Origin of the sequence: Pseudoalteromonas sp. SG45-3 (assembly GCF_014164075.1) — a bacterium.
Lineage (GTDB): Bacteria > Pseudomonadota > Gammaproteobacteria > Enterobacterales > Alteromonadaceae > Pseudoalteromonas > Pseudoalteromonas distincta.
This window is the reverse complement of record NZ_JACJEN010000007.1, coordinates 110,419-124,149: the sequence shown is the minus strand read 5'-3', so window position 1 is coordinate 124,149 and position 13,731 is coordinate 110,419. Positions and strand designations below refer to the sequence as shown.

19 protein-coding genes are annotated in these 13,731 nt (G+C 36.3%); 9 read left to right on the top strand and 10 right to left on the bottom strand.

Translation table 11 applies throughout. From position 1 onward, the window contains the following. Positions 1-278: 278 nt before the first annotated feature. The 3 genes from H5126_RS10580 to H5126_RS10570 form a co-directional block, all read right to left on the bottom strand. Positions 279-1,202, bottom strand: a complete 924-nt coding sequence (locus tag H5126_RS10580) for a hypothetical protein (RefSeq protein ID WP_154904248.1) — start codon at positions 1,200-1,202, stop codon at positions 279-281. Then, positions 1,199-1,657 (bottom strand): DUF6932 family protein, encoded by a 459-nt coding sequence (locus H5126_RS10575; protein ID WP_154904247.1) that lies wholly within the window; start codon positions 1,655-1,657, stop codon positions 1,199-1,201. Before H5126_RS10575 ends, H5126_RS10580 begins: the two co-directional genes overlap by 4 nt. A 302-nt stretch (positions 1,658-1,959) precedes the next feature. Then, positions 1,960-2,172: a hypothetical protein gene (locus H5126_RS10570; RefSeq protein ID WP_154904246.1), complete on the bottom strand. Its 213-nt coding sequence runs from the start codon at positions 2,170-2,172 to the stop codon at positions 1,960-1,962. A gap of 451 nt (positions 2,173-2,623) precedes the next feature. On the opposite strand from H5126_RS10570, the gene H5126_RS10565 reads away from it, so the two are divergent. Continuing rightward, a complete protein-coding gene (locus H5126_RS10565) occupies positions 2,624-3,130 on the top strand; it encodes an excalibur calcium-binding domain-containing protein (protein ID WP_154904251.1) in 507 nt (168 codons plus the stop codon). Positions 3,131-3,226: 96 nt separating this feature from the next. On the opposite strand, the gene H5126_RS10560 is transcribed toward H5126_RS10565, so the two are convergent. Both H5126_RS10560 and H5126_RS10555 read right to left on the bottom strand, forming a co-directional pair. Further along, positions 3,227-3,592: an antitoxin Xre/MbcA/ParS toxin-binding domain-containing protein gene (locus H5126_RS10560; RefSeq protein ID WP_154904245.1), complete on the bottom strand. Its 366-nt coding sequence runs from the start codon at positions 3,590-3,592 to the stop codon at positions 3,227-3,229. A gap of 45 nt (positions 3,593-3,637) precedes the next feature. Then, entirely contained in the window at positions 3,638-3,874 is a 237-nt protein-coding gene (locus H5126_RS10555; protein WP_154904244.1) for a helix-turn-helix domain-containing protein, read from the bottom strand. Between the two features lie 110 nt (positions 3,875-3,984). Here H5126_RS10555 and H5126_RS10550 point away from each other — a divergent pair, with 110 nt between their 5' ends. The 8 genes from H5126_RS10550 to H5126_RS10510 all read left to right on the top strand — a co-directional run bounded on the left by H5126_RS10550 (position 3,985) and on the right by H5126_RS10510 (position 9,433). Next, positions 3,985-4,515: a hypothetical protein gene (locus H5126_RS10550; protein WP_154904243.1), complete on the top strand. Its 531-nt coding sequence runs from the start codon at positions 3,985-3,987 to the stop codon at positions 4,513-4,515. A 119-nt stretch (positions 4,516-4,634) separates the two neighbouring features. Beyond that, positions 4,635-5,063: a Tn3 family transposase gene (locus H5126_RS10545; protein ID WP_154904242.1), complete on the top strand. Its 429-nt coding sequence runs from the start codon at positions 4,635-4,637 to the stop codon at positions 5,061-5,063. A 57-nt stretch (positions 5,064-5,120) separates the two neighbouring features. After that, positions 5,121-5,507, top strand: coding sequence for an Hg(II)-responsive transcriptional regulator (merR, locus tag H5126_RS10540; protein ID WP_154904241.1), 387 nt, complete (start codon positions 5,121-5,123; stop codon positions 5,505-5,507). A gap of 274 nt (positions 5,508-5,781) precedes the next feature. Beyond that, entirely contained in the window at positions 5,782-6,129 is a 348-nt protein-coding gene (locus H5126_RS10535) for a mercuric transporter MerT family protein (RefSeq protein WP_154904240.1), read from the top strand. 50 nt (positions 6,130-6,179) lie between these two features. Next, positions 6,180-6,455 (top strand): mercury resistance system periplasmic binding protein MerP, encoded by a 276-nt coding sequence (merP, locus tag H5126_RS10530; protein WP_154904239.1) that lies wholly within the window; start codon positions 6,180-6,182, stop codon positions 6,453-6,455. Between the two features lie 9 nt (positions 6,456-6,464). Next, positions 6,465-6,884: an organomercurial transporter MerC gene (gene merC, locus H5126_RS10525; protein WP_154904238.1), complete on the top strand. Its 420-nt coding sequence runs from the start codon at positions 6,465-6,467 to the stop codon at positions 6,882-6,884. A 29-nt stretch (positions 6,885-6,913) separates the two neighbouring features. Then, entirely contained in the window at positions 6,914-8,365 is a 1,452-nt protein-coding gene (gene merA / locus H5126_RS10520; protein WP_154904237.1) for a mercury(II) reductase, read from the top strand. Positions 8,366-8,992: 627 nt separating this feature from the next. Next, a complete protein-coding gene (locus tag H5126_RS10510; RefSeq protein WP_154904236.1) occupies positions 8,993-9,433 on the top strand; it encodes a MerR family transcriptional regulator in 441 nt (146 codons plus the stop codon). Between the two features lie 76 nt (positions 9,434-9,509). On the opposite strand, the gene arsJ is transcribed toward H5126_RS10510, so the two are convergent. Genes arsJ through H5126_RS10485 form a run of 5 tightly spaced genes read right to left on the bottom strand, consistent with a single transcriptional unit; the run spans position 9,510 to position 13,617 of the window. Beyond that, positions 9,510-10,730 carry an organoarsenical effux MFS transporter ArsJ gene (arsJ, locus tag H5126_RS10505; protein WP_182720222.1) on the bottom strand — a complete coding sequence of 407 codons (1,221 nt, stop codon included), beginning with the start codon at positions 10,728-10,730 and terminating at the stop codon, positions 9,510-9,512. Between the two features lie 2 nt (positions 10,731-10,732). Continuing rightward, positions 10,733-11,743 (bottom strand): ArsJ-associated glyceraldehyde-3-phosphate dehydrogenase, encoded by a 1,011-nt coding sequence (locus tag H5126_RS10500; protein WP_182720221.1) that lies wholly within the window; start codon positions 11,741-11,743, stop codon positions 10,733-10,735. Positions 11,744-11,758: 15 nt separating this feature from the next. Beyond that, a complete protein-coding gene (locus tag H5126_RS10495) occupies positions 11,759-12,247 on the bottom strand; it encodes a tyrosine-protein phosphatase (protein ID WP_154904233.1) in 489 nt (162 codons plus the stop codon). 14 nt (positions 12,248-12,261) lie between these two features. After that, the gene (locus H5126_RS10490) at positions 12,262-12,786 is read right to left on the bottom strand and encodes a cation transporter (protein WP_154904232.1); all 525 of its coding nucleotides are present in this window, start codon (positions 12,784-12,786) and stop codon (positions 12,262-12,264) included. 12 nt (positions 12,787-12,798) lie between these two features. After that, a complete protein-coding gene (locus H5126_RS10485) occupies positions 12,799-13,617 on the bottom strand; it encodes a metalloregulator ArsR/SmtB family transcription factor (RefSeq protein WP_154904231.1) in 819 nt (272 codons plus the stop codon). Between the last annotated feature and the right edge of the window lie 114 nt (positions 13,618-13,731).

Here is a 13,731-nt window from a genome sequence, read left to right as displayed (position 1 = left end):
TGTAAGTAAGGTAATCATAATATATACAGAGCGACTTAATACAATTACAGTTAGAAGATTAAACGTTTGAATAATTTTTATTTATAATATGTTCAGGAAAAATGAGAAAGCTATTTGCTTGTCATTTTGTTATCCAGAATCTGGTGAAGCTTTATTCAAAAAGTTATATGTACTTTGGCCATGAATTAACCCGCAAAGTGAATACTCGGCGGGCTATCATATTTAGCCTATAACGAAAAGTCTTAGTAGCAATAATAGGCATAGAGCTATTAGAAGTACTATTTAAACCTTAAAAGTCTATATGAAACCTTTTCCACTTTTAGCTTTGAGTTTCCAATATAGTTCTTTTGAAATGTGGCTGATACTCTATTGCCTATATTTAAGGCTTGAACGTGAGCAAGTAAATCATTTGAGTATGTAGATTTTATCTCCTCGCCATTATCTTGGAGAAGACTAAATTTACCATGTTGGGATAGTAACGTTATTTTTCCAGAAATGTTGGCCGTTTCAGTTCTACGTATATCAATAGAAGAAAATCTTTCCTGAAATGAATGTATATTCTTTTTTGATCCGTCCCATACCCTAACCCTACCATTTAATGAGTCAGGCCAGCTTAGCTTAACGGATAAGCCTTGTTTATTAATATCGGTTATTAATGTATGAATTGATGCTAAAGAGTGTGAACCGATATTAGATGCATGCTCAATAAAGTCAGTTTCATCAGATGAACCTAAAATGCTAAAAAGTTCTTTAAAAGTATCATGAGTTATATTGCCAGCTAAATCACCAACTGAGTCGGCTGTCATTACAACTCTTGTAGAGCCCGGTGATGTCCCTGCAAATCTTAGGTTTAGTAAATCTTTGACTGTACTCGTTGTTTTACTGGAGTTTTTACCTGTAGTAATTTTGTTGGCTGCTCTGTGTATAGATAGTGAGATCTCTTTTAGTAGCTTCGAAATAAATTCAATAGGAGCTGAACCAGAGTTAACAGAAGCACCTATTAATCTAACCTCTAATACTTCTTTTAAGCTTTGAGTATCTAAAGACTCTTGTTGTTGATTTCTTAAATCACTAAGATGATAGTCCAATGACTTACTGGCAAGTTTCGAAGAAAATGAGTCACTCTTATTTAGAGTATCAATTAACTCTTCTACATGTGATTGTCTGGAAGACAAGCAATCAAATTTCATATCTTTAATCATAAGAAAATCCTCGCAATACCCTTAGGCTTTTCATCTCTATCAAACAAAAACCACCCTCTCCAATAACTACGGTTTACTACGTCATCTTCACTACAAAAGTACACATCACAATTATAGTTCACTTTTGTATGGTTGTTATCGACTAGAGTAATAAAAGCATCCTTCAACTCTATCGGTAGTGATTCTAATTCGCAAGTTTTTGCAGATATAACAAGATCAATATCATCAGGCTCAAGTTTTTCTGTAGTAAAAGAACCGTCGATCCAAATTTCAATATTTACACCAGCCCTATTAGCCAAACTATTTACTTGCTCTATGTATTCTCGGAGCTTTGTTGTAAGCATAATACGACGTTTTGAGTGTGGGAATGGTTCAGCAAACATTTTGTAGATATCTGCTTTATCGATATCATTAAATCCTGTTGATTTAAAAAGAGAAGGATAAGAAATTTTCATATTTTCTAGATTACCGCAATACTTTCCATGTTATTTAGATGCAATTTAACTCATTTTACATATGCTTGTACATATTAAAATTTAACCTAATTTTATTAGGTTTAACTAAATTACAAAATATAAAATGAGTAATAAATTAGAATAAGTCACTGTAAAAGGTTCAAATATAACTTCAGATAGACTGTCCGCAATTCTCTATCAGCAGGTAGTAGAGCGTAATCTAAGCTATCATTCTACTAGTACAATGTGCTAATGGGGTATAGCTGCAAGAATGGGAGTTAAGAGTCCTTTCTTTCTTTTAACTAATCTAGATTATTGTTAACGTTTTTATCAGGGTTAGATACAGGTGTTTTGATACCATTGATTTTACGAACATGGTAGTTACTATAATTACCATGTTCAATTTTCTTAACAAACTGACTTCTTGTCATGTCGTTATTAGTGTAATTATCGTGGAAAGTCGTATTACGACCAGTGGAGTTTTCGCCTGTTGTCGTCACTCGTTTTCTACCCATATGTCACCTTTAGGATGGTTTTGTTTATATATCGTACCAAAAAATGTACTTTTTGCATACTAATACTGGTTGAGTATACAGTTCTAAGCTCTAGGTTTATTTTGAATGAGACTTAACAGATTACGATAAACTTTGTGCTTCCGGCTACGCAACAGTTATTAGGCGTGAATCCCTTCAATTGAGCTCATCGCAGGTTGATAATTCAGATATTTATACAGGGTATAACTATGAAGTACTTAGTAACACTCACTTTTATAATTATATTTTCAGTTTATTCATATGCAGGTCAAAGCATTTTGAATGGTCTTGTTGTTAAGCCTGAACACAGATGTTCACCCTATAATAAAAGAGACCAATACCCTTATACTCAGAGTTTAGAGGATAAGATCGTGAGAAGCATGGGAGGGCTGGATATGGACCATATTCAGGAAAGTATTTTTATAATGATAGAATGACAGACATTGAACACATTGTTGCAGCATCTGAAGGTCATGATAGCGGTCTATGCAGTGCGACGAAAAAAAGACGGATACAGTTTGCAACTGATCCTTTAAATTTAACTCTTGCGTCACCGAAGAACAATCGATGTGGCAAAGGAGGAAAGTGCGATTTTGACGCTTCTGAATGGTTGCTGAAAAGAAATAAGTGCTGGTTTGCAAACCGAATTATAGAAGTAAAAAAGAAGTATGGGCTAGGTGTAGATAAAGATGAAGCTGACGCTTTAGAATCTATATTATCTAAATATGATAGTGTTGAAATGATTTTTTATCCAGATGAAGGATCTAGTAATAAGTATTCATCTAAAAAAAACGACGTGCTCACATTATATGATACAAATAATAATGGTCGAATTAATTGTTCCGAAGCAAGAGAACATGGAATTTTCCCCGTTTCCTTTGATCATCCTGCCTACGAGTATATGAATGACAGAGACGGGGATGGGACTGCTTGTGAGTAAGGCTTCGCAGCATTACAGAACCTTTATTATCTGTATTCAGTAAGTCGACGAGTCATTAGGTCCGAAATCATCATTAGTAAATAGAAACCTTTATATCTAAACTAGTTGTGCACGGAGGTATATATAAACTTGATCGATATTTTTTTTGTCATCCTTTAACATAAACTCTAAAGCCGAGAGGTTTTCAAAAGCCTTATTAGGTCTATGTATCCAGGTATCGGCTTGAGTTTTAGAGTGAAATAATATTCTCAAAAATTTATATATGCCGATTAAACATGCAATTTTTCTGATTACATCTAAATTTATTTCTGTAAACTTTCCCTTTTTAGCATTTAAAAAATTTGATAAGGGTAAGTTTCCTAGTAAGATTAATTGAGTGTCTTGAGGGACTGCCCAAGTTTCCATAATTTTAAAAAAGGTCTCAAAAGCCACTCTGTTCGACTTACTTAATTCCTGTTTCATGCTAGCTCCACTTCAGGGGATATACCGGAATTTTGTATAGCCTTTTTAATTAGTTTTGTTCTTTATTGTAGATATTGATGGAAATATATCGTCTGTATCACATTCTAATAAGTGCATTATTTCATATATTCTCTCACATGAGATTGCCACAGCTCCTGATTCAACCCTGCTAACATAGCTCTGTTCCACATTTAATAAATGTGCTAGTTCGGCTTGGCTCCAATCTTTCTTTACACGAGCTAGTTTTATATTTTTACCAATGATCTCTATAACTGATCGCATTTAACTAGGATCCGAATCTTAAAAAAGATAATGATCCCATATTGTTAGTATCTCACATATGTACTATAGTACATATAATATGTACTATATATCATAATTTAAGGGTATACATGGATTTAAATCTGGATTCATTTTTTCACACTGTTATTAGTATGAGTAATGTAGACAACTTTACTTTGAAAGAGATAAGTGTTGGTTTTTGTTGTTTAACAAAAACAGAACACTTTGAACTCTCAGAGATACAGAGAAAAGTGTCTAGCTATGTTAAGCAGTTGACTAAAAAAGGTCAGTTAGAAGAATCAATAGTTATAAATAATAAGTTCAAGATTTATAAAAAAACACATTTATTTTACGACAGCTATGACATTATTAAGACAAGAGCTTGGTTACAGGTCGAATTCATAAAAGATTGCCGTGCACAACGATCAAGATTTATTTTTGAAATGTTAGAATATGATAAGGCACTTAAAGCGTATTCTAAATCATATAAAAATAGCCATAATTTAGAAGGTATAATGAAGCCTGCTCATGCCCTTTTAGAAGACAAATGCAGCCTCCTCAAGAAAAAGATAAAAATTATTGATCAACTACTTGAGATATATAATAAAGAAGTCCGCTTAGTACTTAAGTGTGACTATTAGTTTGTAATAATTTTTATGAGTACTTTAATTGATAGATACTAAGTTCGGCTAAGCCTCTAGCATAATAGTACTCTCGGATATCCTCGTCTGGGATTTAAGCCTTTCTTATTTTTATGTAAATAAACGACCGTTTAATTAAGTCCATCTATGTTCTGGAGTATGTTGATAATTCAACACTGCGCCATTATGTTCAACAAGCATTGAACAGAGGTGAAGCATACCATCAATTAAAACGGGCAATTACTTCAGTTAATGGTAACAAATTCCGTGGAGGGAATGATTACCAAGTATCTCAATGGAACGACTGCGCTAGGCTCATTTCTAATTGCATCATTTATTATAATTCAGCGTTACTTTCGGCATTTTTGCAAATACAAGAAAGAAACGGCAGGCAAGACGTGGTTGAACTTATTTCTAGACTATCGCCTGTTGCTTGGCAGCATATTAATCTGAATGGCGAATATGCCTTTAATAAAGATCGTAAAGAAATAGATTTAGTTGGTTTACTCAACGGTATCGAGTCAATTAGCAACACAAAGAACGGATAAAACAAGTTACAATAATAAATGTATTTAACACTATGATATTTTCAGTAAGGACAATTAATGTCTAGAACCATCAGTAAAATAGCAAAGAAAATCGGGATAAATATTGAAACCGTGCGTTTTTATGAACGTAAGGGACTAATAAAACAACCCGTTAAACCTTTACAGGGTTATAGACAATATTCAACAGAAACGGTAAATAGAATTCGTTTCATTAGGCGTTCTCAGGAGTTAGGGTTCACCTTAAGTGAAATAGAGGGATTACTTTCACTTAATGATAGTCCCTGTAACCAAGTAGAAGAGTTAGCGAAAAAAAAATTAGTGGCTATTCAAACCAAACAAGCCGATTTATTACTTTTAGAAAAAGCATTATTAGAGCATATAGGCCAATGTCAAAGTAACGAGGATGATACGTGTTGCCCTATTATCGATTCTTTACAGCCATAACGTGTCTAATATCAGCTAACTTTTCTATACTGCCTGTCACTTAAAAAAAGTTATCAGCACGGCCAAACCTACCCATTGTTCCTATGTCGAACTATCGGCTTCGTTTTATCCTCAAATTGCATATCACTATTGCGCTACATGAAAGAGCCTGATCAAAATCAAGGTCATATTGAGCATGGTCAAAATACATTTTATTACTTTAATAAAAAAGGCTCTTGACTCCGTACCTAGGTACATGGATTACATTGATATCATAACTTAATGAGGTATCCATATGAATCAGAAAACATCAAACTTTCCAATGATAGGCGGCATTTTAGCAGCCATAGGCGCAGGGGTATGTTGTGTCGGGCCTCTAGTGTTATTACTACTTGGCATAAGCGGCTCTTGGATAGGTAATTTAACCGCATTTGAACCTTACAGACCCGTATTTGTTCTGTTTGTGGTGCTGTTATTTAGTTACTCAGGCTGGAAGATTTACCGTCCTGTAGAAGAATGTAAACCTGATACCGCCTGTGCGGTACCAGCAACACAACAGCGCCGTAAAGTTATCTTTTGGCTTAGTGCATTAACTGCACTTATTTTGGTCACTAGCAATTACTGGATACTTTGGTTCGCTTAACTTTTTATCAAACCACTTACTTTTACACTACTTAAAATTTGGGATCACCTATGAAAAAATTACTATTAAGCTGTTTACTTTCTCTTTCAAGCATCAGTGCTTTTGCTGAAACGCAAACGGTTACGCTTGACGTACCCACGATGAATTGTGCTACATGCCCAATAACGGTTAAACATTCACTAAAAAATGTCGAGGGTGTAGAAAAAGCCGAAGTCACTTACGGAACCAAGTTAGCCGTGGTTTCTTATGATGATGCCAAAACCAATGTTGATGCCTTAATAAAAGCAACAACCAATGCGGGTTATCCGTCTACATTGAAAAAATAGAGGTAAGTTATGTTTAATCCTTTAAAGCTTTTAACACGCCTTGGCGATAAAACAGGATCTTTAGGCGCGGTTGTTTCGGCAATGGGCTGTGCCATGTGCTTCCCTGCTATTGCCAACATTGCAGCGGCATTAGGTATGGGGTTTTTAGGTCAATGGGAAGGATTATTCGTCAATACTTTATTTCCATTATTTGCCTCATTAGCCTTAGCAATGAATCTTTTAGGTTGGCTTAGTCATCGCCAGTGGCACCGTAGTTTACTCGGTTCAATTGGCCCGATTTTAGTTTTATTGTCCTTATACCCTTGGTTTGAATATGAATGGAGTTCATACGCTACTTATACAGGGCTAGGGTTAATGGTTGCGGTTTCAATATGGGATATGGTTTCTCCTGTAAGTCGTCGCTGTGATGATGAAACGTGTCCTGCTTAAATTGAAAATAAAGAATTAAGGAAATATAAATGTCAGATATTAATGAAAAAGATTGTTGTTCGTCTAACTCTTTAGAGCAAAAGAAGCAATTGCACATCGCTATTATAGGTAGTGGCTCGGGTGCTTTTGCTAGTGCGATTAAGGCGGCAGAAGGTGGGGCTAGAGTAACCATTATTGAAGGTGCAGAGGTCATTGGTGGTTGCTGCGTCAATGTCGGTTGTGTCCCTTCAAAAATACTTATTCGTGCTGCGCAATTAGCGCATCAACAACGAGAAAACCCATTTGATGGACTTGAAAACAATAACCCTCAAATAAACCGTTCTCTGCTAGCACATCAACAAACAGCGCGCGTTGATGAATTACGTGGTGCTAAATACATCAGTATTTTAGAGTCAAACCCTGCATTAACCTTATTAAAAGGTTATGCGCGTTTCAAAAATGAAAATACTTTAATAGTCAACAAAGCAGACGGCTCTGAAGAAGAACTTATTGCTGATCGCATATTAATTGCTACGGGTTCTACACCTACGATCCCAGCGATTAATGGTCTAACTGATACTCCTTATTGGACATCGACTGAATCATTGTTTTCAGAAGAATTACCTGAACATCTAATAGTGATAGGTTCATCGGTAGTTGCATTGGAAATCGCACAGGCATATCGCCGTTTAGGAAGTAATGTCACAGTGTTAGCGCGCCATACGTTATTGTATGCAGAGGATCCTTTATTGGGGGAGAGGTTGACCGAGTGTTTTGAAAAAGAAGGCATTCAAGTGTTAAAAAATACCCAAGCAAATAGCGTAACCTATGATGGTAAGTTGTTCTCATTAGAGACTAATGAGGGAATATTAACAGCTGATAAATTACTTGTTAGTACAGGTCGCCATGCGAATACGGCTCAGCTTGGTTTAGAAAATATTAGTGTTGAAACACAGAAGAATGGTGCCATCGTTGTCAATGATAAAATGGAAACATCAACGGCTAATATTTATGCCGCAGGTGACTGCTCTAACATGCCACAATTTGTTTACGTAGCAGCCGCTGCCGGTAGTAGAGCAGGTATAAATATGACGGGTGGTGATGCTAGGCTTGATCTGTCGACGATGCCTGCTGTTATCTTCACAGATCCACAAGTAGCAACGGTGGGATTAACCCAAGAGCAAGCCATAACAGAGGGATTTGATGTTATTAGCCGTGTGCTAGATATGGAGAACGTACCGAGAGCATTAGCTAATTTTGAAACGGATGGGTTTATTAAACTCGTCGCTGACAAACCGACAGGTAAAATTCTTGGCGCACAAATACTCGCTCATGAAGGTGGGGAATTAATCCAAAGTGCTGTACTTGCTATTCATAATAAGATGACGGTAGATGACCTTGCAGGGCAACTATTCCCTTATTTAACGATGGTTGAGGGTTTAAAACTATGTGCGCAAACGTTTAGCAAAGATGTTAAAGATTTATCGTGTTGCGCGGGTTAAACCATTTTGTTTTTAAACAACCAATAGGAAATATCAATGATGATATGCTCAACCTGTGGCTGTTCGCTAATCAGATTAGGGATCAATATTTCGCAAGCACCAAAGATAGAGTACAAATCTGTTGAATATTGTTTTTGTTGTCAGGGATGTTTAGCCATTTTTCAAAAAAAAACAGATAAATATCTGAGGGAAACATTGGATATAAAAGTTTGCCCTACGTGTTTGGCAGAAAAACCAGTGGGGCTAACCGTACCTTTTAAGTTTAACGACCATGAATTGCACTTTTGTCGCTGTCCTTATTGTTTAGATACATTCCAAAATGATCCTCAGTTTTATATCGACAGAATGTCAGGAAAAACAGACTTCAAAGGACTGTTTTCCAATGACGAAAAAGCGTGTTGTCATTGATGAAATAACGTCACTATAAGGTGTCGAATACTCCTTTGTTATATCGAGTATTAACGTTTCATATTCGATATTACCAATAATTTATAATTTATTGTTTTAGGTGGTAACTATTTGGTTTTTTAGTTACCACTTCTTTAAGGTCAAAAGGCTTATCAATAAATTACATATTTATTGCTATAAAATTTAGTATCAACATTTATTTCAAATAAGGAAACGATAATGAACAGCCAAAAAATTGAAAATATCCCTATTGAACATGCCTCTTTTCTAAATAAAATCCCGGACTTTAATGGTTTTATCCGAGCAGACGATGAATTATTAGACTTTCCATTAAGTATTTCTCAATTAGCAAATGCCGCTCAAACTACGGTGCACACTGTCAGGAACTATGTGCTTGAAAACTTATTACACTGCAATGAGCAAACCAAATCAGGCTACGGTCGTTATAATTTATGTGCATTGAAACGTCTTCGGTTTATTCGTACAGCTAGAGCAGCAGGTCTCCTGCTTCTTGATATTAAGCCTTTATTAATGGCTATAAATGCTGACAACAATAACATTCCAGACGAAACACTTAATCTACTGAATATTAAAATCCAACATAAGAAAGCCTACTTAGAGCTAGTTACTAAGCAAATTGAACAATTAGTTCAAATTTGATAATGCAATTCCATTTAAATCTTCCCATATTCATTTGTACATTATTCAGTGCCTCCCCGAATTAACAAAATTCGTTTTACTCTGATTCGATTGGAAGCTTTAACGATAACAAGGATGCCATAGCCACAAATGAACTTGATATCCACAGGCAGGCTTCAAGACCATATTCTTGATATACCCAACCTGAAAGTACGGTACCAATTAATCTCCCCATCGCATTAGCCATATAGTAAAAACCAACATCAAGCGATACACCGTCACTACCTGCATAGCTGACGATGAGATAGCTATGTAAAGAAGAGTTAATGGCGAAAACAGCCCCGAAAATCAGTAGCCCTATAATGATTGAAGCTTGAATGTGAAAATTAAAATGTAAGGCCAAAGCAATCACAGCAGGTATTAATGTTAAATAGCTTGCCCATACAAATGCGGCTCTACCCGTTGGCACTTTACCCTGCTTTTTTCCTGTAAAATAAGGGGCAATAGATTGTACTATGCCATAACCAATGACCCAGCTTGCCATAAAGCCACCGACCCACCAATGATCCCAATTAAAGGTTACAGCTAAAAAGACGGGCAACGCTACGACAAACCAAACATCTCTTGCACCAAATAAAAACATTCGAGCAGCAGAAAGAATGTTTATTGACGAACTCTTAGAGAAAATATCATTAAATTTAGGTTTATTTGTCGCCTTGCCCATATCATCTTTTAATGCGATTAAACTAAATACCCATACGATGGCTAATAGTGAAGCCATTAAGATGATTGCACCTTTAAATTCAAGCAAGGTGAGTAACAAACCTCCAAGAAAGAACCCTACACCTTTTAGCGCATTTTTAGACCCTGTAAGAAGTGCAACCCACTGATAAAGCTTACCTTCAGCGCCTTCTGGCACAAGTAATTTTATCGAGCTTTTCGCACTCATTTTATTTAAATCTTTGGCGATACCTGATAATGCCTGTGCCGCCATTACGTAGATAACTGTTAACATTTCAGCAGGGACAGCGAGCATGCCAAGAGCAATTATTTGTATGGCTAGGCCGATGTTCATGGTTTTGTTGAGACCAAGCCTTGCGCCTAACCAACCCCCAACAAGGTTAGTGATAACACCAAATATTTCATAAAATAAAAACAGCATGGCAATATTTAAAGGGCTATATCCTAACTGATGAAAATACAGCACTACGAGCATGCGTAGTGCGCCATCGGTTAAAGTAAACGCCCAATAATTACCCGTTATCACCAAATATTGTTTAATTTGTGGTGATAACGCTTTGAGTGATAAAAGCCCCATGATTAACCTTTGTCCGCCAAACCAACCATACGTGCTAGCTCAGCCGTTCTATTGGCATAACCCCATTCATTGTCATACCAGACATAAAGCTTTACTTGGGTATCATTTACTACCATCGTTGATAATGCATCAATAATGCTTGAACGAGGGTCAGTTTTATAATCAATAGATACTAGTGGACGTTCTTCGAATCCCATGATGTCTTTTAACTCACTTATTGATGCTTGTTTAAGTAATTGGTTTACTTCTTCAATCGTTGTACCGCGAGCTACTTCAAATACACAATCTGTAATTGATGCATTGGTTAAAGGGACTCGTATCGCATGACCATTAAGCTTCCCTTTAAGTTCAGGAAAAATATGCGTAATTGCCGTAGCAGAACCTGTTGTTGTTGGTATTAAACTTGTGCCACAAGAGCGTGCTCTGCGTAAATCTTTATGAGGAGCATCTAAAATGGTTTGTGTATTGGTTATGCTATGAATAGTTGTCATTGAACCATGTTTAATGCCAATTTTTTCATGAATAACTTTGACCACTGGTGCTAAACAGTTAGTAGTACATGAAGCTGCCGTAACGATAGGATGAATAGCTTTATCGTATAGTTCATCATTCACTCCCATAACGATATTCAATACACCATCTTCCTTCACAGGGGCTGTAACCACCACACGTTTTACACCTTGATCTAAATAGGCTTGTAACAGGGCTTTAGTTTTTATTTTTCCTGATGCCTCAATAACCACATCGCAACCAGACCAATCAGTATCTTGGGTGGCTTTGTTTTGCGTACAAGGTATAAGGTTACCATTGATAACTATTGAATCCCCTTCATGAGTAGCCTCATGATGCCAACGCCCATGTACTGAATCAAACGTCATTAAGTGCGCTAGTGTTTCAGCATTTCCCGCAGGATCATTGATTTGAATAATCTCTATATCATCCCAATCAAATGCTGCACGCATTGATAAACGTCCCATACGGCCAAAGCCGTTAATACCAATTTTAATCGTCATAAGTGTGTCCTAAAATTATAAATATGAATTAAAGTAATCGAGTTGAACTGGATGTTTTAGTGCTTTAGGTCGTATTCCCTGTACTGCTTCAATTACCTTTTCACCAGACCACCCAAAAGCTAAAAGAATAAGCCCAATCACTAACCCTGTTCTGCCTGAGCCACCTTTGCAATGAACGGCAATGGTGCCTTTATTATTTATCACATCTAAAATGTTAGCTTTGTGAGCATCCCACTGAGATTCAAAGGCTTGGCTTGGGGCAGCATCATCTAAAATGGGTAATTGAACCCACTCAACCCCTTGTTTCTCGCATTCAACGGGCAGAGAGTGTGCATTGTGTTTTTCCATTTCTTCATCAAACATCAACGTAATAAGCATGCTAGTACCTGCTTGTTTAAGTGTTGAAATAGACTCAACTAAAATAGAGTCTTTCGTGCCAGGGCACGGGGTAAAAATAAGTTGGCTACCGTTTTTAAGAGGCAAAATATCAAAAGGATGTGACATTATTTTTCCTATCGTTAATTATCTGTGCAATGTATTGATTTACAGGCGTTAGAGTAAGACTTACTTTCTATTTGAATGGTGACGTGTGAAAGATTAAAGTCATGTTGAATAGTAGACGTTATCTCATCGAGTAAATTCCCATCAATTATCCAGTCCTCATGTTTGACTATATGAACACTAAATGAATTTTCACTGGTTGAAATTGCGGTAATATGTAAATCATGGAAGCTCGCTATATCTGAGTGACTTTTTAAGTAAGCGGTAATTGCTTTCACATCAACACCATCGGAAACTCCATCAAACATAAGGTGGACAGTACTTTTAAATAATGACCAAGTTCCAATTACAACAACTAAAGCAACGAGTAAACTCATCATCGGGTCGAGCCAAGGCAATTGCCATTTAAAATAAACTATCCCTGAAACGACTACAGCTAAAGAGACTAAAGCATCAGGTTGCCATAAGCCTAATACCACACCAAGCATAATGCTTAAGCCAACCCAAACTGATAAATAACGCTCAAAAATACCATTGTTCAATCCTTTAAATAATTATTTACTGAAACTCGCTCTATCAGGTCTATTTTGCATGTTAGCTAAACGCTGAAGTTCGTTACTAATCAGAGGAACATTATTCTCTGTGGTTTGTGCAATAACAGATTTAGCCCATAATGGCAGCTCAGAGTTAATACGATAAAACACCCACTGACCATGCTTTCTATCAGTTATCACCTTAGCTTTTTTCAAAACAGCTAAATTACGTGATACCTTAGGCTGGCTATTTTCTTCCAACGCCTCCATTAATTCGCAAACACAAAGTTCACCATGATAATGCGTCAACATTAACGTTTTCAGTCGGATATCATCGGTTAGGCTTTTATAAAAGGAGATGGGTTCAAATTCGTCACTTTCGACATCAATTGAGGTTTTTGTATCACCACAACTGATCTTAGCGTCCTTTTCTTCAACCAAAAGAAACATCGATAGACGGTTGTTAAGCTCGTTTAATGTTGTAGAAAAAGGGTTACTACCCGAACGCTCTTTTGGATCGGGAAAATCCCAAGCTAATTGCTTAACGGCATTAGGGTAGCTGCGACATTCATTATTGGCTTTATCGCATAAGGTAATAACGTAATCAAAAGTTTGACCTTCAAAGACATTTACATTTTTAGACACCAAATCGTTTGCATCTAATCCAAATTTATCTAATGCATCAAATGTACGATAATCAACCTTCTCTGGTTGAGTTCCTGCACTATAAACATCAAATATGTCACCAGCTTTATGTCTCATTAAAGCTTCAGCCATTTGAGATCTAGCCGAGTTAGCAGTGCAAAGGAAAAGGATTTTTTTCTTTTTCAGGCTTTTCATAGTAAATCCTAATATTTGTATATATGAAATATTATATATACAAATATCTATATGTAAATGATTTTTTATCTGAAAGTATGATTAGAATTTTCTTAGGGAAACTTTACGTGCCAG

Bases quoted from the DNA above. Each gene is read 5' to 3' on its own strand.
- H5126_RS10580 (WP_154904248.1), bottom strand. From the start codon at position 1,202: ATGATTAAAGATATGAAATTTGATTGCTTGTCTTCCAGACAATCACAT.
- H5126_RS10575 (WP_154904247.1), bottom strand. From the start codon at position 1,657: ATGAAAATTTCTTATCCTTCTCTTTTTAAATCAACAGGATTTAATGAT.
- H5126_RS10570 (WP_154904246.1), bottom strand. From the start codon at position 2,172: ATGGGTAGAAAACGAGTGACGACAACAGGCGAAAACTCCACTGGTCGT.
- H5126_RS10565 (WP_154904251.1), top strand. From the start codon at position 2,624: ATGACAGACATTGAACACATTGTTGCAGCATCTGAAGGTCATGATAGC.
- H5126_RS10560 (WP_154904245.1), bottom strand. From the start codon at position 3,592: ATGAAACAGGAATTAAGTAAGTCGAACAGAGTGGCTTTTGAGACCTTT.
- H5126_RS10555 (WP_154904244.1), bottom strand. From the start codon at position 3,874: ATGCGATCAGTTATAGAGATCATTGGTAAAAATATAAAACTAGCTCGT.
- H5126_RS10550 (WP_154904243.1), top strand. From the start codon at position 3,985: ATGGATTTAAATCTGGATTCATTTTTTCACACTGTTATTAGTATGAGT.
- merR (WP_154904241.1), top strand. From the start codon at position 5,121: ATGTCTAGAACCATCAGTAAAATAGCAAAGAAAATCGGGATAAATATT.
- H5126_RS10535 (WP_154904240.1), top strand. From the start codon at position 5,782: ATGAATCAGAAAACATCAAACTTTCCAATGATAGGCGGCATTTTAGCA.
- merP (WP_154904239.1), top strand. From the start codon at position 6,180: ATGAAAAAATTACTATTAAGCTGTTTACTTTCTCTTTCAAGCATCAGT.
- merC (WP_154904238.1), top strand. From the start codon at position 6,465: ATGTTTAATCCTTTAAAGCTTTTAACACGCCTTGGCGATAAAACAGGA.
- merA (WP_154904237.1), top strand. From the start codon at position 6,914: ATGTCAGATATTAATGAAAAAGATTGTTGTTCGTCTAACTCTTTAGAG.
- H5126_RS10510 (WP_154904236.1), top strand. From the start codon at position 8,993: ATGAACAGCCAAAAAATTGAAAATATCCCTATTGAACATGCCTCTTTT.
- arsJ (WP_182720222.1), bottom strand. From the start codon at position 10,730: ATGGGGCTTTTATCACTCAAAGCGTTATCACCACAAATTAAACAATAT.
- H5126_RS10500 (WP_182720221.1), bottom strand. From the start codon at position 11,743: ATGACGATTAAAATTGGTATTAACGGCTTTGGCCGTATGGGACGTTTA.
- H5126_RS10495 (WP_154904233.1), bottom strand. From the start codon at position 12,247: ATGTCACATCCTTTTGATATTTTGCCTCTTAAAAACGGTAGCCAACTT.
- H5126_RS10485 (WP_154904231.1), bottom strand. From the start codon at position 13,617: ATGAAAAGCCTGAAAAAGAAAAAAATCCTTTTCCTTTGCACTGCTAAC.